An 18112-nucleotide genomic window follows, 5' to 3' on the forward strand; every position below is an offset into this window, starting at 1 on the left:
CAGATGTCTATGCTCTTGCAAACGTATGCACGACAAGTGCACATGGGAGGACAGAATGGCCGAAATTCAACTTCGCAGTGTTGGGAAACGTTGGGGATCGTTTGTGGGGGTGGATAATTTCGACCTGACTATTGCCGATAAAGAGTTCCTGGTTCTTCTTGGCCCATCAGGCTGTGGCAAGACGACGACCATGCGCATGATTGCGGGTTTGGAAGACGCCAGCGAGGGCGATATTCTGATAGATGGCGAGCGTGTCAACGACATGGAGCCCAAGGACCGCGATGTCGCCATGGTGTTTCAGTCCTACGCGCTCTATCCGAACATGAATGTTTATGAGAATATCCGGTTCCCGCTGAAGGTGCGCGGCATCGACCCTTCCACGCATGACGAAAAAGTGCGCCGCGCTTCGGCCATGGTCGAACTGGATGACTTTCTGCACCGCAAACCAGCAGAGCTGTCGGGCGGCCAGCGCCAGCGTGTCGCTTTGGCCCGCGCCATTGTTCGCGAGCCAAATGTCTTTCTGATGGATGAACCGCTGTCAAACCTTGACGCCAAGCTGCGTGTTTCGACGCGCGCGCAGATCAAGAACCTCAGCCACGAGCTTGCCGTGACCACGATCTACGTGACTCATGACCAGATCGAAGCGATGACCCTTGCCGATCGTGTGGTGATCATGAAGCAGGGTATCGTGCAGCAGGTTGGCTCTCCGACCGATATTTACGATGCACCCGCAAACACTTTTGTGGCCAGCTTTATTGGCAACCCGGCAATGAACCTTATCGATGGTCAGGTTCAGGATGGGGTGTTTCGGGCTCAGAACACTGAGGTGCATGGGCTGAATGCGTCGGACGGCCCGATTACGCTGGGCTTTCGCGCCGAGGACGCCAATGTCGTGGAAAGCGGCGGCGAGATTAACGGGCCCATCTACACGCAGGAGCTTTTGGGCGACAGCACGATGGTCTCGGTTCGGATCGGTGGCGCGCTGGTTTCGGTCAAAGCCGACAAAACCTATCGCGCTGAAATCGATGATCAGGTTTCAATCCATATCCACACCGATCACTGCCACTTGTTTGATGCGCAAACCGGAACGCGTTTGGAGCGCTGAACAGAAAATCCAAACCCGCATTGCCGGGTTTAATGCAGGTGCAGACTTCGAAGATGCACCCATCTACCTAGGGAGGAATACAAATGTTTCTGAAGAAAATAGCATTGGCTGGGTCCTTGGCCGCCTTTGCCGCCAGCGCAGGTTATGCCTGTGAAATTAACGGGCGCGTGAATATCGTTGGTAACGAATTTGCGGCCATTCAGGCCGTCGCAACCGGCGCGAAAGAATGCACAGGCGCATCGGTCGATTCAAACCTGACCTCCGAGCACCAGACCATCAACGTGGCTGGTCTGTCCGGAAACCCGTCTGAATACACCAGTGCCATCATCGCCAACAGCTCGATCGTGGCGTTGATGAACGAAGATGTTATTCGGCCGCTCAACGATCTGGTGGAACAGCATGGTCAGGACCTGCAGCCAGGTCAGTTGATCAAGATTGGTGATGACATTATGGCCGTGGCGTTCATGGCGAATGCTCAGCACCTGATGTATCGCAAGGACGTGTTGGAACAGGCCGGTGTCGAAGTGCCAACGACCTATGAAGAATTGCTCGAAGCTGCCAAAGCCATTCGCGAGCAGGGCATCATGCAAAACCCGGTTGGCGGCGCCTATGCGTCGGGTTGGAATCTGGCACAGGAATTCAACAACATTTTTCTTGGCTATGGCGGCAGCCACTTCAAAGCCGGAACAGCCGAGCCCAACGTGAATTCTGAGGCTGGTGTAAATGCGCTGAACATGATGAAGGCTTTGTCGGAATACATGAACCCCGACTTCCTGACCCACGATTCCAATGCCACTAATGCCGAATACCGTGCTGGTAACGTTGCAATCATGAATATGTGGGGTTCACGCGCATCGCAGCAAACCACGACCGAAGGCGTGCTTCAGGAAGTGATCGACGGTCATGCGATCGGCGCACCACTGACAGTCGGCGGCGGGTCGACGCCGGCATCGACCCTGTGGTGGGACGGCTGGACCGTCGGCAAGAACATCTCGGATGAAGAAGCCGAGGCTACGTTCATCGCGATGAAACACGGTATCCGTCCTGACATGCTGAACGATGAAACCACGCCGCTGGCGGTATGGTTGATCGAAGGCTACGAGCCTGGTGCCGACGCCGAAGGCGTGTTTGAGGCGGCCAAAATGGGCACACCGCCTTATCCGATGTTGCCTTACATGGGCCTGATGCACAGCGCGCTAGGCAATGAACTTTCAGACTTCATGCAAGGCAAGGAAAGCGCTGAGCAGGCGCTGGCCGATGTCGAAGCCGCATATCGCGCCGCTGCCATCGAACAAGGTTTCCTCCAGTAGGGCCTGACTCGTGCGGGCGTCTGTAAGGGCCGCCCGCACAAACCAATTCACGTGGGGATTGCGACATGCGCCATAAGACCTTCCTGTGGTTCTTCCTGCCCACCGGGCTTGCGATGCTGCTGTTCATCGCGATGCCGATAGTCTCGGTGGTGACCCAATCCATTTTCGCGCCTCATCCGGCCGTTTTGTTAGAGGTCGAAAGCTGCACCCCCCTGATTGGCTGCACGACAGAGACCACGATTGATCAAGAGGCAACAGCCGCCCTTCGCGCCGAGAAACCACTGGGCCGATTTGTCGGATTGGACATTTACCTGGACCGTGGCCACCTGGCGATCCAGGAAATTGGCCAGATCTGGGCTGCGAATGAAACCTGGGGCGGTTTCTTCTCAAAGATCGGTAATTTGCCCTTTTACAGGGCAATGGCTTTTACGCTGACATTCACGTTTGTTGTGACGCCGCTCACAATCATTTTGGGGCTGGTGATTGCGCTGGCAATCAACTCCCTGCACCGAAATCTCAAAGGGCTGCTGATCTTCTTTTCGCTTCTGCCGATGATCGTCACTCCGTTGATTGGCTCGCTTATCCTGTTCTGGATGATTGACAGCCGCGGGGTCATCGGCAACGCCCTAGTATATCTGGCCGGGGATCCGGATTTTAGCCTGAAGGCCTCAACCGGGCTGATGTGGGTGGCGCTGATGGTTTATGGAGTTTGGCACGCCGCTCCATTTGCATTTGTCGTGTTCTATGCGGGGCTGCAAACATTGCCCCAGGATCAAATCGAGGCCGCCCAGATAGACGGGGCAACCCGCTGGCAACAGGTTAAGTTCGTGGTCGTTCCTCATCTCATGCCACTGGTCACATTTGTTGCGTTGATTCAGTTGATGGACAACTTCAAGGTGTTTGAACCGATAATCGGGTTCAGCGCAGGTGCGCACGCACAATCCCTTAGTACATTCATCTTCAACGACTTAGGCGGTGAAACCCGGCAGCTTTCTTCCGCGGCCGCGACCTCTGTGATCACGATAATTGGAGTCGCCATTCTGCTGTCACCCGTGCTTGTCCGCACCTGGCGCGACTTCAAAGGAGCAAGATAATATGGCCAGCCGCGCACAAAGAATGCCTAGAAGTCTCCGGATCGCCTCGTCCTTATTTGTGATCCTATGGTTCGTTCTGGCCGCTTTCCCGTTCCTCTGGACGGTCTGGGGTTCGTTCAAAGTAGAGTTGGATTTCTTTTCGATCGCCGACTGGACCAATGCCATCACCGGAGCACGGACCGAAGCCGTCTATGGCTCGCCTTTCACAACCACAGGGTACGAGGGCGCCTGGATACAGGAAGAATTCTGGCGGAATGTTCTCAACACAGGGATCGTCTGTTTCTTTGTTGTCACCATCTCGCTCACAATCGGAACGCTGGGGGGCTATGCTCTGTCCCGGTCGACCTACAACTATACGTTCTGGCTATTGATCACGGCACTTATCTTCCGGGCTATGCCACCGATTACGCTGGTCTCGGGATATTTGCTGCCTTTCTTCGAATGGAATATCTGGGGGATCCTTCCAACCACGATCATCGTGCTTGTGGCGATCAACCAGCCGTTCACTCTGTGGATGCTGCATTCTTTCTTTAAGAACATCCCAAGCGAGCTGGATGAAAGTGCCAAGGTCGACGGATGCAACCAGTTCCAGGCATTTCGTCGCGTGATCATTCCGGTGATGTGGCCAGGGGTGATCACCACCGGGCTGTTCTCGTTCCTGCTGGCCTATAACGATTTTGCCGTCGGGGCGATGCTGCTGTCCGAAAGCAACCGCACGATGGTGCCTGCCATTGCCGCGTTTCTTGGTACAACGCAGACTGAAGGTAACGTGATGTTCGCGGTTGCGGCTGTGGTTTCAGCCACAGTTCCATTGTTCATTCTGGTCATGTTCTTCCAGCGACAGATTGTGGGCGGTCTGACGGCCGGGGCTGTGAAAGGCTAACTCTGATGGGACGCACTCATCCTCAGTCCGTATCTGCCCATGCGCATACAGCCAGACTGAATGTGGCTGCGTGCAGGATCCGGCGGCCGGGACGAATTCCATTTGCTTTGATGCGCGCGGGACCTTGCGGGGCGCTTCTCCGAACACGCCCCGAACAGACCCCATTGAGACAGAGAAGATGAAAAACCTCGACCGCAAACCCTTTCTGAGTTTCACCGAAGCACAACGCCATCCTGGCAACTTCCGGCCGGCATTTGACGCTTTCTTCGCCCCCAGTGCACATGTCAACGTGGTGCATCCCTTCAATGAGGTCGCGGGCGGCCTCGGGCTGCACGATCACGTCATCGCCCCGCTCGCCGCTGCCTTCGACGGGCTTTTTCGGCGCGATGACATCGTCATGGCCGGCGAATTTGACGGGCAGGACTGGATCAGCGCCACCGGCTATTTCGTTGGTCGGTTCTCGCGCGACTGGCTCGGCATCCGGGCCACAGGCGAGCTTGCCTATCTGCGCTTCGGCGAGTTCCACCGGATGAAGGACGGCAAGGCGGTGGAAAGCTATATCTTCCTCGATATTCCAGAGCTGATGCTGGCCGCTGGACAATGGCCGATCCCCGACAGCCCGGGCAAGACCCGCGGTTTCACCGGCATGATTCAGGGCCCTGCCAGCCATGATGGCATCTTGACCACTCCGCAGGATCCTGCCGAGGGTGCCAAGAGCTATCATATGGTCACAGAAATGCTGGCCGGGCTTGCTACCGAGAACGAGGCTTGGCGCCCCTACTGGCATGACAACATGGTCTGGTACGGCCCCGGCGCGTTCGGTTCTTTCGTCGGGGTCGAGAGTTTTGCCACCTTCCAGGTGCCTTTTGAAGCCGCCTTTGAAGGCTGGTCCGGCGGCACTGCGGGCAATGGTATGACGGCGCATTTCACCCGCTATGGCGAAGGTAACTACGTATGCTCGGGCGGTTGGCCCTCGTTAACTGGCGTCCAAGTGAAACCTTTCCTCGGCCAGTCCGCAAGTGGCAAACGCGTCTTCATGCGGGTCTGCGACTGGTGGCGCCGCGAGGACGATCTGCTGGTCGAAAACTGGGTTTTCGTCGATGTCCCGCATGTGCTGTTGCAACTGGGCTATGACCTCTTTGCTGAAATCGCCGAGCAGGCTGCATGAGCTGCTCTGCCAGACATAACGCCGTTGCGCGCCATCCGGCGCTCAACCGGATGCCAAGGGATTTTCTGACGGCGGATTAATTCTCGCCCTCCACACAGAAGATCCCTTGGTAACCATAAAAGGAAGAGAAACATGAAGGGCTCCCGCCCCGAACAAGCCGTGCTGACACGTGACACGGACATGAGCAAAACCGACGAGACCCGCGCCGTGATCGAGGGGATGGTCGATGGTTTGAACGACCACCGTATCGAAGACATCGGCGAATTCTTCGCCGAAGGGTTCCGCTGGCTTGGCAACCAGGGTTGCGGCACCAAGACGGGCCTGAAGGAATTCCAGGAAAACTGGCAACGCCCGTTCCAGGCTGCGTTTTCCGACAAGACCTGCATCGACGAGGCCCGGCTTTATATGGGCGAGTGGGCGGCAGCTTTTGGCCGCCAGGAAGCAACCCATTCTGGCGAATTTCTGGGGATTGCGCCCACCGGCAAGCGCGTCGAGATCCGTTACATGGATTTCTGGAAAGTTGTCGACGGCAAGATCGTCGACAACTGGGTGAATGTCGATTTTGCCCATGTCGCCTCGCAGCTTGGCGTCGATCTGTTCCAGGGCAAAGGGTGGGAAACATTTGACCGGGGAGAAGAAATTCCGCCCCGGCCCGAAAATTGAGGATTAGGACAATGGCTATCGAATATCTGAAAAGCGGCAAACCCGAGGCCGACCGGGCCGAAGATGACGCCAAAACCCGCGCTGTCGTTGAAGCGACTCTGAAAGACATCGAAACCCGCGGTGATGCGGCAGTGCGTGATCTGTCGGAAAAGTTTGACAATTACTCGCCGGAAAGCTTCCGCCTGAGCCAGAAACAGATCGACGAGCTGATCGCCTCATTGACCGAACGCGAGCTGGCCGACATCAAGTTCGCTCAGAAACAGGTGATAAACTTCGCCCAGGCGCAGCGCGACTCAATGCTGGATATCGAGGTTGAAACCTTGCCGGGCGTCATCCTCGGCCACAAGAACATCCCGGTGCAGTCTGTTGGCTGTTATGTTCCTGGCGGTAAATTCCCGATGGTTGCCTCGGCGCATATGTCGGTTGCGACCGCTAAAGTCGCGGGTGTGCCTCGCATCATCGCCTGCACGCCGCCGTTTCAGGGCAAGCCCAATGCGGCCGTGATCGCTGCCATGTATCTGGGTGGGGCGCATGAGATCTATGTCATGGGTGGTATCCAAGCGATTGGTGCCATGGCGATCGGTACGGAAACCATTGATCCGGTCCACATGCTGGTCGGCCCCGGGAACGCCTTTGTGGCAGAAGCCAAACGGCAGCTCTTTGGTCGCGTTGGCATCGACCTTTTTGCGGGCCCGACCGAGACCATGGTCATTGCCGACGAAACCGCTGCCGATGCCGAACTTTGTGGGACCGACTTGTTGGGGCAGGCCGAGCATGGCTACAACAGCCCCTGTGTTCTGGTCACCAACTCGCGCAGGCTGGCCGAAGAAACGCTGAGCGAGATCGACCGTATCCTCGGCATCCTGCCTACCGCCGGAACCGCAAAAGTCAGCTGGGATGAGTATGGGGAAGTCATTGTCTGCGACACTTATGACGAAATGCTGCAAGTTGCCGATGATATCGCTTCTGAGCATGTGCAGGTGATGACCGACCGTGACGACTGGTTCCTGGAAAACATGACCAGCTATGGCGCGCTGTTTCTTGGGGCGCGGACCAATGTTGCAAACGGTGACAAGGTGATCGGCACGAACCACACGCTGCCGACCAAAAAGGCTGGACGTTATACCGGCGGTTTGTGGGTCGGCAAGTTCATGAAAACTCATAGCTACCAGAAGGTTGTTACCGACGAGGCTGCGGCAATGATCGGCGAATTCGGCTCACGCCTGTGTATGCTGGAAGGCTTTGTCGGCCATGCCGAGCAATGCAATATTCGCGTCCGGCGTTATGGGGGTATCAACGTACCTTACGGCGAAGGTGCGGCTTATCGCGAGGCTGCAGACGCGTCCTCATAAGAGTGAGGTCATTGCTGCAGAACTTGCGCTTGGGGTTTACCCGGGCACCACGGGTTTTGAAAGAAAAGCAGATAACACAATGCGAGATTTCGCAATGGACACACATTCTACCCATAAGGCCCTGATCGCGCCATTGCGCGAAGCCATGTATAACTTTGACGAAACCGGCGTCCGAGCTGCACTGCTGGCGGTGATTGCGCCCGATGCCGTCATCCACATGCCCCATCCATTCGGCGACCTGACCGGGCCGCAGGAACTCTATGATGCCTGCTACACACCGCTTTTGAAATCCATGCCTGATCTGGAACGCCGGGATTGGATTGTGATGGGCGGGCCGACGCAACATGGCAATGATTGGGTCTGCTGTGGCGGCCACTACGTAGGCACCTTCGTCGCCCCTTGGTTGGACATCCCGCCGACCGGGCATCTGACCCATATGCGGTTCCACGAATTCTACCGCTTCGAAGATCGCAAAGTTGTCGAAATCCAGGCACTCTGGGACATTACCGAAGTGATGATGCAAGCGAAGGCCTGGCCGATGGCCCCGTCTTTGGGGCAGGAGTTCTGTATTCCCGGCCCGGCGACGCTGGACGGTATCGTGCGGGGCCCCTGGGATGAGGCAAAATCGAAGGCCTCCTGCGACCATATCGTTTCCATGCTTGAGCATCTGGAAAAGCATCCCAGGCAGGGTAGCCCCGAAGTGATGGAGATGGAAAGGTTCTGGCATCCGCGCATGAACTGGTACGGGCCCGCCGGGATCGGCACCGGGCGCGGCATTGCAGGGTTTCGCAACTGGCACCAGATCCCTTTCCTAGGTGGCATGCCGGACCGAGGCAAATACGCCGACGAGATCACCTTTCATTTCTTTGGTGACGGTGATTATGCAGCTGTTACCGGCTGGCCGGACATGATCCAGACCATCACTCATGACGGCTGGATGGGTATCGCCCCTTCTGACCAGCGCATCACTATGAGATCGTTGGATTTCTGGCGATTGGAAGATGGCCTGATCCGGGAGAACTGGGTGTTGGTCGACCTGCTGGACGTGTACCGGCAACTGGGCGTAGATGTCTTTGCCCGCCTGCGCGAATTCAACAAAGCGCGTGTCGCGGGTGAAATTCCATACCCAGTCGGCGAGGTCTGATATGCTCAATTTTCCCAGCACCCCCAGTTTCAGTCTAGGCGGCAAACGTGCGCTAGTCGCCGGGGCATCGTCGGGCATAGGTCTGGCCTGCGCCGTAGCGCTGGCAGAGCATGGGGCCGAGGTCACATTGGCGGCGCGCCGCGCAAGTGCGTTACAAGAGATAGCCGATCAGATGACTGCCAAGGGATGGTCTGCCAAGGTGCTTGAGATGGATGTCACCGATGTCGCAGGAACTGCCGCGGCTGTCGCCGAAAACGGGCCGTTTGACATCCTTTTGAACTCGGCAGGGTTTGCACGTCATAGCAAGGCGGTCGAAACGGTGCCCGAAGATTTTGACTCGGTCATGAACGTCAATGTCCGGGGGGCCTATTTCCTAACCCAAGCCGTTGCCAAAGGGTTGCTTGAGGCCGGGCGTCCCGGATCGCTGATAAATATCTCAAGCCAGATGGGCCATGTCGGCGGGCAGGAACGCGCGGTCTATTGCGCCTCCAAGTTTGCGGTCGAGGGCTTTACCAAGGCGATGGCGCTGGAATTCGGGCCCGCAAAGATCCGTGTCAACACGATTTGCCCGACTTTCATCCTGACGGATTTGTCCCGGCCTACATTCGAGGACCCGACCAAACGGGCCTGGATTTTGGACAAGATCAAGCTAGGCCGCCCGGGAGAGATTGAGGATATTATGGGCGCGGTAGTGTACCTGGCATCAGAGGCGTCGGCTTTGGTTACAGGAACAGCAATGTTGGTGGACGGAGGCTGGACGGCAGACTGATGGTTACTCAGAAAGTTACATCGTTGGACGTTGCCCGGCTGGCCGGGGTCAGCCAATCCGCCGTTAGCCGGGTCTTTACGCCTGGTGCATCGGCCTCGCAAAAAACGGTCGCGAAAGTGCGCAAGGCAGCGGATGAACTGGGATATCGGCCAAATTTTCTGGCCCGTGCGGTGGTCTCGGGCAAAAGCCGGATCATTGGACTTGTGGTCGCCTATCTGAACAATCAGTTCTATCCTGAAGCGTTGGAAAAGCTGACAAACAAGTTGCAAGAGCGCGGCTACCACGTGCTGGTCTTCATGGCGTCGCATCAGGCCGGCAACATAGACAACGTGATCGAAGAAATACTGGATTTTCAGGTTGATGGGATTATCGCAGCTTCGGTGGCTTTGTCGTCGGATCTGTCGGATCGTTGTCTGGCTGCCGGTGTGCCGATGGTGCTGTTTAACCGGGTTCAGGACGACCCGGCCATGTCGGCGGTCACCTCGGACAATATCGCGGGTGGGCGCAAGGCTGCCGAATTCCTTTTGGCCGGGGGGCATAAAAAGATCGGGTACATAGCCGGTTGGGAAGGCGCGTCGACCCAGCGCGACCGCGAATCAGGTTTCAGGGCCGCCTTGCATGATGCGGGGGCGGAACTGCATGCGCGCGGCGTTGGGAACTTCACCAGCGAACAGTCGCGGGCGGCAACGCTGGAGATGTTTGCCTCGGACCCGCCCGACGCCGTTTTTGTGGCCAATGACCACATGGCTATTGCAGTGATGGACACCCTCAGATTCGAGTTGGGCCTAAGGATTCCCGAAGATGTTTCGGTTGTCGGATATGACGATGTGGCCGTTGCAGCATGGCCAACCTATAGCCTGACCACTGTACGACAGCCTGCAAACCGTATGGTTGCCGAAACCGTGGACATTTTGCTGAGCAAAATCGAAGGGCCCGATGTTGGTCCGCACCGATTGGAAATAGATGGACCGCTGATTGTTCGCGGTTCTGCACGTATACCTGAAGGATGGAAGACATGAAGGGATTTGACCCGAAATTCAAAGATTTTCCTGACTATATTATTGGGATCACAAAAGAAATCTGGGAAGATCGGGGCATTGCCACGCTGCACCATTACTATGCGCCCGATATCGTGGTTCGATCCCCGGGTTCAGTTGTCGTTGGCAATCAGGGCGTCATTGCCGCTACCATGGCAACGCTTGCCGAGTTCCCCGACCGCACATTGCTGGGTGAGGATGTGATTTGGTCCGGCACACCAGAAGAGGGCATGCTGTCCTCGCACAGGCTTTTGTCGACCGCGACCCATCTGGGAGACGGTGTCTATGGGAAGGCTACCGGGAAAAAGCTGGTCTACCGTATCCTTGCTGACTGTCACGCCATCAACAACCAGATCAACGATGAATGGCTGATCCGCGACCAGGGTGCGATTGTCCAACAGATGGGTTGGGACCCAAAAGAATATGCCCGCGATCTGATCGCCCGCGAAGGCGGCCCAGAGGCTTGCGCCCAGCCTTACACGCCGGCGAATGATCAGCCTGGACCTTACAAAGGGCGTGGCAATGACAATGAATGGGGTCAGAAATACGCCGACATTCTGAACCGGGTCATGTCTGCAGACCTGAGCGTGATCAGCGCCGAGTATGACCGCGCCGTGCAATCGGAATATCCGCGCGGCACGACTGGTCACAGCTGGGCTCCGGTCGATCGCTTTTGGATGGGGCTTCGCGCCTCTTTCCCGAATGCCGAGTTCAAAATTCAACATCAGATTGGTCGCGACGACCCAATGATGCCGCCCCGCGCCGCGATCCGCTGGTCGCTGCATGGCAAGCATGATGGATGGGGTGTGTTCGGCACGCCGACGGGGGCCGAGGTCTTTGTGCTGGGTATTAGCCACGCCGAATTCGGCCCCTGGGGCCTGCGCCGTGAGTACACTCTGTTTGATGAAACGTCGGTCTGGAAACAGATCCTTTTGAAAACCGGTGATCTGTAAATGTCGCATCGTCTCTCAAATCTGGAGGCTGGGCAGGCCCTGCGACGTTTTCACGCCCACCGGGCCAGCCTGCGTGCCCGGCGACTGAACAACCGCCCGCCTGGTTTCGGAGTTTGACCGCAGCGAACTCCAACCAAAAGGAAGACAGAAATGAGTACCATCCAAAGCCGCATCGTCCGTTATGGCGAATTGAAACCCTGTAAAACCGCGTTCATCGACGCCCATACCCCGGGGTCAGATCAAAAGGAAAACTTCACCATCGTCGGCGGGGGCGTATCCGAAAGCCCCGATCAACACGTCCACATCACCGATAAGATCGGTTTCAACATCGGTGCTGCGGGCCAACCGCCGAGATGCCGGAACTCTCTGCATAGCCACACCACGGCCGAAGTGTTCTTTGTTGCCAAAGGCCGTTGGCGGTTCTTCTGGGGCAGATACGGATCGGCTGGTGAGTTCATTGCCGAAGAAGGAGACATCTTCAACATCCCGACCGGTATCTTCCGCGGGTTTGAAAATGTGGGGCAGGACTATGGGATGATCATGGCGGTCCTTGGTGGTGACGATGCCGGGGGCGGGGTCACCTGGGCGCCACAGGTTATTCAGGATGCGCAGGCCCATGGCTTGATGCTTGGAAACAATGGGGTTCTTTACGACAGCAAAAAAGGGGAAACGCTGCCGCATAACGTACAGCCCATGCCCTTGCTGACTGAAGAGCAGTTGAAAGCCTATCCCGAGGTCCCCGTCGAAAATGTGATTGGCAATTACGTGGCCCGCTATTGGGATTTGATGGCGCTGTCATCAAACAAGCCTGCCGTTGTGATCGGTGAAAACGGCCTGATCAAGGACAAGCCGGGTTTCGAGGTTGATTTCCTTGGTCGCGGCTCGTGCGTGTCTGATCCGGTCAAAGCCGAAAAGCCTGTGGTCTTGATGCCGGCCAGTGGCCACTGGCGGATTACGATTGAGGATGTTGAAACAACCCTGACAAATGGGGATACCGCACTGGTTCTGCCCGGCGAAAGCTATGGCGTCACGCCTTCGATGACCGGTGACGCGGGGCTCTATCGCGTTACCGCAACCGAAGATCCGGCCGGTACAACTTGGACAGGTGCATGAAACAAACTGCGCTGCCTTCCGGGCGGCGCAGATTAGACTTGCAGAGGGAGAAGAAGGAATGACCCGCATTTCAACCACACATGTAGGGAGCCTTCCGCGTAGTCAGGAGGTCGTGGATTTCATCTTTGCGCGCGAGCGTGCAGAGCCATTTGACGCGGATGCTTTTGATGCGTGTATGACCTCGGCAGTGTCCGAGACAGTGCGCAAACAGGTCGGAGCCGGGGTCGATATCGTATCAGATGGCGAGACGTCGAAGATCTCATACGCCACCTATGTCAAAGATCGCTATACTGGTTTTGACGGGGACAGCCCGCGCAACGCGCCAGCGGATCTGAAGATGTTTCCCGGCTTCCTGAAACGCTTGGCTGATGATGGCGGTACGCCACAATATGCGCGCCCAATGTGTGTGGGTGAGGTGCGGTCAAAAGGGCAAGGTGAACTGCAAAAAGACATCGACAACCTCAAGGCCGCCATGGCCGCGCATGGTGTCGAGCGTGGTTTTATGAACGCGGCCAGCCCGGGTGTCATCTCGCTGTTTCTGCAAAATGATTTCTACCCCACACGTGAAGCCTATCTGGCTGCACTCGCCGATGCGATGAAGCAAGAGTACGAAACCATTGTGGGGGCCGGTCTGGATCTACAGCTGGATTGCCCCGACCTGGCCCTGTCTCGCCATATGCTGTTCTCTGACCTTTCGGACGAAGAATTTGTCAAAGTCGCCAATTTGCATGTTGAGGCCCTGAACCACGCATTGCAGGACGTTCCCGCTGACAAGGTGCGCGTCCATATTTGCTGGGGCAATTACGAAGGACCGCATTGTTGCGACATTGGAATGGACAAAGTATTCGGCACGCTGATGTCGACCAAATCCCGCTATGTCCTGTTCGAAACCTCGAACCCCCGTCATGCGCATGAATGGACGGTGTTCCGTGACCGCAAAGCCGAAATACCAGAGGACAAAGTGCTTGTACCTGGAGTTGTCGACACCACGACAAATTTTGTCGAACATCCGGAACTGGTCGCCCAACGTATTGAACGGTTTTCGAATATTGTCGGCCGCGAAAGAGTGATCGCGGGCTCGGATTGCGGATTTGGCACTTTTGCCGGATTTGGTGCGGTTGATCCCGATATCGCCTTTGCCAAGCTTGGATCTCTGGCCGACGGGGCTGCATTGGTCGCATGAAACCACTTGTTATGTTGCCCGGCATGATGTGCGATGCCCGGCTTTTTGCCCCGCAGATCGCGACGCTTTCGAGCAGCAATCCTGTCCTCTACGCGCCGATTGGGGGGCATGACACGGTGCAGGCTTTGGCCGCCGAAGTGTTGTCTTATGCGCCCCCGCGCTTTGTCCTTGCGGGTCTGTCCATGGGTGGCATCGTTGCGATGGAAATAATCCGGCAGCAACCGCAGCGCGTCGTCAGCGTGGCGCTGATGGATACCAACCACTTGGCCGAACGGGATGACGTCAAAGGCAGGCGTGGTCCACAAATCGCTTCTGTGTCCAGTGGGGGCTTGGGCCGGGTCATGGCCGAGGAGATGAAACCAAACTACCTGACCGATGGCCCGAACCGCGAGGCAATTCTGAACCTGTGCATGGATATGGCCTTGGGTCTTGGACCGGATGTTTTTATCAACCAGTCCAAAGCATTGCGAGATCGCCCCGACCAAAGCGATACCTTGCGCGGTTATCCCGGACAGGCCCTGATCCTGTGCGGGAAAGATGATGCTCTGTGCCCGGTTTCGCGACACGCCCTGATGCATGAACTTCTCACGAATAGCCGTTTCGAGGTCATTGAACAGGCGGGGCATTTACCTACACTTGAACAACCCGAACGGACGACAGCGGCTCTGTGCCGTTGGCTGGAGGCACTATGAAAAAACCCTTACTGGACCTTTTGAAATCCGTCGACACCCCCACCGTTTGCAATGCGATAGAAGTGGCGCAAGGCAAGCGTGGGTTCGACAATTTCACGCGGGGCACAATGCTGTGCTCGGATCCCGATGCGGGGGCAATGGTCGGTTATGCCAGAACGGCAAAGATAGCGGCGGTGAACCCTCCCGAAGACCCTCCCGAAGTGATCCGTCAGCGCCGGATGGATTACTACCGGCACATGGCAACGGGCACAGGCCCGGCTGTCACGGTTGTCGAAGATTTGGATTTCCCGGACTGCATCGGTGCTTACTGGGGTGAGATCAATACCACGGTCCACAAAGGGTTTGGCATCAGCGGTGCGTTGACCAACGGCGTGATGCGGGATCTGGGCGACTTGCCGGTTGGGTTTCCCGTTGTGGCGGGCTCGGTCGGTCCAAGCCACGGGTTCGTGCACGTCAAAGAGGTGGGCACCCCGGTGACCATCTTCAGCCTCTCGATCAAGGACGGGGACCTGGTGCATGCGGACCGGCACGGCGCTTTGGTGATTCCGCCCGAAGTGGTGGACAGCCTGGAACAGGCGATCCGCAAATTGCTTGAAACCGAAAAGCTTATTCTTGGCCCAGCACGCGCGTCAGAGTTTGATTTTGAGGCCTTTGAACAAGCATGGGCGGCGTTCGAAGCCTCGCGCACGTAGTGCGGCAACAACCGCGCGGCCCAGCCATAGACTAACCCGACAGCGAGGCGATGTGATCCTGAATAGACCCGTCATTAGCGATGGCGATCGTGTCGGAAATCGCGGCTGGATCACACCCATCTCATGCCCAAATCCGACAGATGCCTTTGAACCCGTCCAGGATAGTCCGAGACGATGGCATCAACGCCCAGATCAATCATCCTGCTGATATCCGCCGGTTCATTGACCGTCCATACGGCTACGCAAAGCCCAAGTTCTTTGGCAAGCGCGACGTCCTCAGATATCACATCTGCGAAATACGGACACCAAAGCGCGCCGCCCGCTTGCTTGACCATTTGCGGGATTTTTTCGCTTTGGCCTCGAAAGTCCGGACAAACGGCCTTGGAGGAATCCTCGCCAACGTCATCGGCATTTTCGGGAAGCTGCGTCAGGTAAGATGACGGCATGTCAGGTGCCTGCCGCTGACAGACTTCCAACAGGGTCCAGTCAAAGCTGTGCAGCAACACGCGATCGGATAGGCCAGCGGCCCGAACCTGCTGTACCACGCTTTCGACAAAGCGGTCCAGATAGGCCGCGTCATGGGCCAGATCCGGATCAGATTTCAGTTCGAGCATCAGATTGGCTTTGCCGTATTCCGGCCGATTGATCAGATCCAGAAGGTCCTGCAGCTTTGGCACGCGAACGCCGTCCAGTTGGGCCTGATCGGGGAACCGTCGACCATAATCCGAGTGTCCGTCCAAGCGCCCGATTTCGAACTGTTGAATCTGGTCGAAGGACAGGGACGAGACTTTGGGTTCTTTTCCGGTCAAAAACTGACCGCTGGCATCCCGAAAGGTCGGCGCATGCAGCCGATGGTTATGGGTTATGACGGGCACATCATCCACCGTCAGCACCACGTCAAACTCAAGAAGTGGAACCCCGATGGACAGCGTAAAATCGAAGCCGATCATGCTGTTTTCGGGCAGGACGCCGCGTGCCCCCCGGTGCCCTACTACACGGATCAGGTTTTTACCGCCGCGAAACGCCTCGACCTGAGGGAAAGGCATCAGCCCTCGAGCCTTATGCCAGAGGCCGGGTCAAACAGATGCATATGCTCTGGCGCAACAGAAAAACGCATATTGGGATGACGGCCTTCGATCGGATGAACACCCGGAAGGCTGATCGTGATTGCCGCGCCAGAGCCTGACACCTGACCGTGCAACAATGTATTCGCCCCCAGTGGTTCAGCTATCTGAACTATGACATCGAAGGGCCCGTTTTCATCAAGGAACAGATGCTCTGGCCGTATGCCCAATTTGAACGGGCCATCGGGCCCGTCCGAGGGGCCAATCTCGGTATCGTTGATCCTGATCTTTCCGCCCTGGCGCTCTGCATCAAAGGTATTCATCGCCGGGCTGCCGATGAATTGCGCAGCGAACAGCGTCCGCGGCGTCTCATAGACCTCAAGCGGGGTGCCGATTTGCTCGGCAACACCACCGTTCATCACGATCATTCTGTCGGCCATGGTCATGGCCTCGACCTGATCATGGGTCACGTATAGCGAGGTGATACCCAGCTTTTCTTGCAGTTCGCGGATTTCCAGACGCATTTGGACACGCAGCTTTGCATCCAGGTTTGAGAGCGGCTCATCAAACAGGAACACGGCAGGTTCACGGACAATAGCGCGGCCCATGGCAACCCTTTGGCGTTGACCGCCTGAAAGCTGACGGGGCTTGCGGTCAAGCAGCGGCTCAAGCTGCAACAGCTTAGCGGCCTCGGTCACCTTCTGGTCAATCTGAGCCCTGGGTAATCCGGCGATTTTCAGACCATAGCCCATGTTCTGGCGTACCGACATATGGGGGTACAGAGCATAGTTCTGGAACACCATTGCAATGTCCCGGTCCATCGGCTCCTTGTCATTGGCGCGCTCTTCGCCAATCCGGATTTCGCCGGATGTCACAGTCTCAAGCCCGGCCACCATCCGCAGCAAAGTGGATTTGCCGCAGCCCGAGGGGCCCACGATCACGATAAACTCGCCATCCGCGATATCGACGTCGATGCCATGAATGACGTCCGTCGGGCCAAAGCTCTTTTTGACGTTCTCAAGAGATACTGTTGCCATTTCTTATTTCTCGCTATCGACAAGGCCGCGGACAAAAAGCTTTTGCATCGACACCACCACAAGGACCGGTGGGATCATTGCCAGGATCGAGGTTGCCATGATTGTCGGCCAATGGGCAAAATCATCGCCCGAGGGGAACATCTGTTTGATGCCCATCACGATGGTGTTCATTTCGGGGTCGGTCGTGATCAGCAGCGGCCAGAGATATTGGTTCCACCCATAGATGAACAGGATCACGAACAGGGCCGCGATGTTGGTTCGGCTCATCGGGATCACGATATCAATAAAGAACCGCATGGGGCGGGCGCCATCCACCCGCGCGGCCTCGGCCAGTTCGTCCGGGATGGTCAGAAAGAACTGGCGGAACAGGAACGTGGCAGTGGCCGAGGCGATCAGAGGAAAGATCAGCCCCGAATAGCTGTTGAGCATACCAAACCCGGCCACCACCTCGAAGGTCGGGACAATCCGCACCTCAACCGGCAGCATCAGGGTCAGGAAGATCAGCCAGAAAAACGTGTTCCGCCCGGGAAAGCGGAAATAGACGATGGCAAAGGCTGAGAGGAGCGAGATGACGATCTTGCCCACGGCAATGCCAATCGCCATCACCAGGCTATTGAACAGCATCGTTGCGACCGGGACGTTCACGCCGGAAAACAGGGCCGCCTTGTAATTCACCCAGAACTGATCACCTGGCACAACCGGCATCGGGGGCGAGATGATATCGGCCTGAGTAACGGTCGAGGCCACAAAGGCCAGCCAGATCGGGAAGAAGATGACCAGAACGCCAAGGATCATAAACGCATGGGTCAGCCACAGGCCCGCACCACGTTTCTCGACCATTCCATGTTGTTGG

The 18112-nt window shown here is 56.9% G+C and carries 18 protein-coding genes; 15 read left to right on the forward strand and 3 right to left on the reverse strand.

Features of this window, described 5'->3' with window-relative positions; genetic code table 11:
• The first annotated feature begins 55 nt into the window (after positions 1-55).
• From AC2FLE_RS15985 to AC2FLE_RS16055, 15 genes are all read left to right on the forward strand, one after another.
• A complete protein-coding gene (locus tag AC2FLE_RS15985; protein ID WP_142639930.1) occupies positions 56-1105 on the forward strand; it encodes an ABC transporter ATP-binding protein in 1050 nt (349 codons plus the stop codon).
• An 83-nt stretch (positions 1106-1188) separates the two neighbouring features.
• On the forward strand, positions 1189-2415 hold the full coding sequence (locus AC2FLE_RS15990) for an ABC transporter substrate-binding protein (protein WP_496691510.1): 1227 nt from the start codon (positions 1189-1191) through the stop codon (positions 2413-2415).
• A gap of 65 nt (positions 2416-2480) precedes the next feature.
• Positions 2481-3509 carry a carbohydrate ABC transporter permease gene (locus tag AC2FLE_RS15995; RefSeq protein ID WP_142639926.1) on the forward strand — a complete coding sequence of 343 codons (1029 nt, stop codon included), beginning with the start codon at positions 2481-2483 and terminating at the stop codon, positions 3507-3509.
• A 1-nt stretch (position 3510) separates the two neighbouring features.
• Positions 3511-4392: a carbohydrate ABC transporter permease gene (locus AC2FLE_RS16000; RefSeq protein ID WP_281972841.1), complete on the forward strand. Its 882-nt coding sequence runs from the start codon at positions 3511-3513 to the stop codon at positions 4390-4392.
• Positions 4393-4570: 178 nt separating this feature from the next.
• Complete coding sequence (locus AC2FLE_RS16005) at positions 4571-5560, forward strand: nuclear transport factor 2 family protein (protein WP_496698270.1); 990 nt, start codon at positions 4571-4573, stop codon at positions 5558-5560.
• A gap of 132 nt (positions 5561-5692) precedes the next feature.
• A complete protein-coding gene (locus AC2FLE_RS16010) occupies positions 5693-6223 on the forward strand; it encodes an ester cyclase (RefSeq protein ID WP_142639920.1) in 531 nt (176 codons plus the stop codon).
• Positions 6224-6234: 11 nt separating this feature from the next.
• Positions 6235-7575, forward strand: coding sequence for a histidinol dehydrogenase (gene hisD, locus AC2FLE_RS16015; protein ID WP_496698272.1), 1341 nt, complete (start codon positions 6235-6237; stop codon positions 7573-7575).
• Positions 7576-7654: 79 nt separating this feature from the next.
• On the forward strand, positions 7655-8719 hold the full coding sequence (locus tag AC2FLE_RS16020; RefSeq protein ID WP_496698274.1) for an ester cyclase: 1065 nt from the start codon (positions 7655-7657) through the stop codon (positions 8717-8719).
• A gap of 1 nt (position 8720) precedes the next feature.
• On the forward strand, positions 8721-9488 hold the full coding sequence (locus AC2FLE_RS16025) for an SDR family NAD(P)-dependent oxidoreductase (protein ID WP_281995153.1): 768 nt from the start codon (positions 8721-8723) through the stop codon (positions 9486-9488).
• A complete protein-coding gene (locus AC2FLE_RS16030; protein WP_496698276.1) occupies positions 9488-10507 on the forward strand; it encodes a LacI family DNA-binding transcriptional regulator in 1020 nt (339 codons plus the stop codon). Before AC2FLE_RS16025 ends, AC2FLE_RS16030 begins: the two co-directional genes overlap by 1 nt.
• Positions 10504-11478: a nuclear transport factor 2 family protein gene (locus AC2FLE_RS16035; protein ID WP_496698277.1), complete on the forward strand. Its 975-nt coding sequence runs from the start codon at positions 10504-10506 to the stop codon at positions 11476-11478. The genes AC2FLE_RS16030 and AC2FLE_RS16035 overlap by 4 nt, the downstream gene beginning before the upstream one ends.
• A 150-nt stretch (positions 11479-11628) precedes the next feature.
• Complete coding sequence (locus AC2FLE_RS16040) at positions 11629-12591, forward strand: cupin domain-containing protein (RefSeq protein WP_496698278.1); 963 nt, start codon at positions 11629-11631, stop codon at positions 12589-12591.
• 58 nt (positions 12592-12649) lie between these two features.
• Complete coding sequence (locus AC2FLE_RS16045) at positions 12650-13774, forward strand: cobalamin-independent methionine synthase II family protein (RefSeq protein ID WP_496698280.1); 1125 nt, start codon at positions 12650-12652, stop codon at positions 13772-13774.
• Positions 13771-14466, forward strand: a complete 696-nt coding sequence (locus tag AC2FLE_RS16050; protein WP_496698282.1) for an alpha/beta fold hydrolase — start codon at positions 13771-13773, stop codon at positions 14464-14466. Before AC2FLE_RS16045 ends, AC2FLE_RS16050 begins: the two co-directional genes overlap by 4 nt.
• Positions 14463-15158: an RraA family protein gene (locus AC2FLE_RS16055; RefSeq protein ID WP_496698284.1), complete on the forward strand. Its 696-nt coding sequence runs from the start codon at positions 14463-14465 to the stop codon at positions 15156-15158. Before AC2FLE_RS16050 ends, AC2FLE_RS16055 begins: the two co-directional genes overlap by 4 nt.
• 110 nt (positions 15159-15268) lie before the next feature.
• Here the strand turns inward: AC2FLE_RS16055 and AC2FLE_RS16060 are convergent, their stop codons facing one another.
• From AC2FLE_RS16060 to ugpE, 3 genes are read right to left on the reverse strand one after another with little or no spacing between them, the layout of a single operon-like run.
• Positions 15269-16204 carry a glycerophosphodiester phosphodiesterase family protein gene (locus AC2FLE_RS16060; protein ID WP_496698286.1) on the reverse strand — a complete coding sequence of 312 codons (936 nt, stop codon included), beginning with the start codon at positions 16202-16204 and terminating at the stop codon, positions 15269-15271.
• Positions 16204-17259, reverse strand: coding sequence for a sn-glycerol-3-phosphate ABC transporter ATP-binding protein UgpC (gene ugpC / locus AC2FLE_RS16065; RefSeq protein ID WP_496698288.1), 1056 nt, complete (start codon positions 17257-17259; stop codon positions 16204-16206). Before ugpC ends, AC2FLE_RS16060 begins: the two co-directional genes overlap by 1 nt.
• A gap of 3 nt (positions 17260-17262) precedes the next feature.
• Positions 17263-18099, reverse strand: a complete 837-nt coding sequence (gene ugpE, locus AC2FLE_RS16070) for a sn-glycerol-3-phosphate ABC transporter permease UgpE (protein WP_281973021.1) — start codon at positions 18097-18099, stop codon at positions 17263-17265.
• Between the last annotated feature and the right edge of the window lie 13 nt (positions 18100-18112).

It is taken from the genome of Ruegeria sp. CDSA077 (assembly GCF_059612265.1).

Excerpts from the sequence above, each read along its gene's own strand:
- AC2FLE_RS16040 (WP_496698278.1), top strand. The coding sequence starts at position 11,629 with ATGAGTACCATCCAAAGCCGCATCGTCCGTTATGGCGAATTGAAACCC.
- ugpC (WP_496698288.1), bottom strand. The coding sequence starts at position 17,259 with ATGGCAACAGTATCTCTTGAGAACGTCAAAAAGAGCTTTGGCCCGACG.
- AC2FLE_RS16055 (WP_496698284.1), top strand. The coding sequence starts at position 14,463 with ATGAAAAAACCCTTACTGGACCTTTTGAAATCCGTCGACACCCCCACC.
- AC2FLE_RS15990 (WP_496691510.1), top strand. The coding sequence starts at position 1,189 with ATGTTTCTGAAGAAAATAGCATTGGCTGGGTCCTTGGCCGCCTTTGCC.
- AC2FLE_RS16035 (WP_496698277.1), top strand. The coding sequence starts at position 10,504 with ATGAAGGGATTTGACCCGAAATTCAAAGATTTTCCTGACTATATTATT.
- AC2FLE_RS16045 (WP_496698280.1), top strand. The coding sequence starts at position 12,650 with ATGACCCGCATTTCAACCACACATGTAGGGAGCCTTCCGCGTAGTCAG.
- ugpE (WP_281973021.1), bottom strand. The coding sequence starts at position 18,099 with ATGGTCGAGAAACGTGGTGCGGGCCTGTGGCTGACCCATGCGTTTATG.
- AC2FLE_RS16060 (WP_496698286.1), bottom strand. The coding sequence starts at position 16,204 with ATGCCTTTCCCTCAGGTCGAGGCGTTTCGCGGCGGTAAAAACCTGATC.
- AC2FLE_RS16030 (WP_496698276.1), top strand. The coding sequence starts at position 9,488 with ATGGTTACTCAGAAAGTTACATCGTTGGACGTTGCCCGGCTGGCCGGG.
- AC2FLE_RS16025 (WP_281995153.1), top strand. The coding sequence starts at position 8,721 with ATGCTCAATTTTCCCAGCACCCCCAGTTTCAGTCTAGGCGGCAAACGT.
- AC2FLE_RS16050 (WP_496698282.1), top strand. The coding sequence starts at position 13,771 with ATGAAACCACTTGTTATGTTGCCCGGCATGATGTGCGATGCCCGGCTT.
- hisD (WP_496698272.1), top strand. The coding sequence starts at position 6,235 with ATGGCTATCGAATATCTGAAAAGCGGCAAACCCGAGGCCGACCGGGCC.
- AC2FLE_RS16000 (WP_281972841.1), top strand. The coding sequence starts at position 3,511 with ATGGCCAGCCGCGCACAAAGAATGCCTAGAAGTCTCCGGATCGCCTCG.
- AC2FLE_RS16020 (WP_496698274.1), top strand. The coding sequence starts at position 7,655 with ATGCGAGATTTCGCAATGGACACACATTCTACCCATAAGGCCCTGATC.
- AC2FLE_RS16005 (WP_496698270.1), top strand. The coding sequence starts at position 4,571 with ATGAAAAACCTCGACCGCAAACCCTTTCTGAGTTTCACCGAAGCACAA.
- AC2FLE_RS15995 (WP_142639926.1), top strand. The coding sequence starts at position 2,481 with ATGCGCCATAAGACCTTCCTGTGGTTCTTCCTGCCCACCGGGCTTGCG.
- AC2FLE_RS15985 (WP_142639930.1), top strand. The coding sequence starts at position 56 with ATGGCCGAAATTCAACTTCGCAGTGTTGGGAAACGTTGGGGATCGTTT.
- AC2FLE_RS16010 (WP_142639920.1), top strand. The coding sequence starts at position 5,693 with ATGAAGGGCTCCCGCCCCGAACAAGCCGTGCTGACACGTGACACGGAC.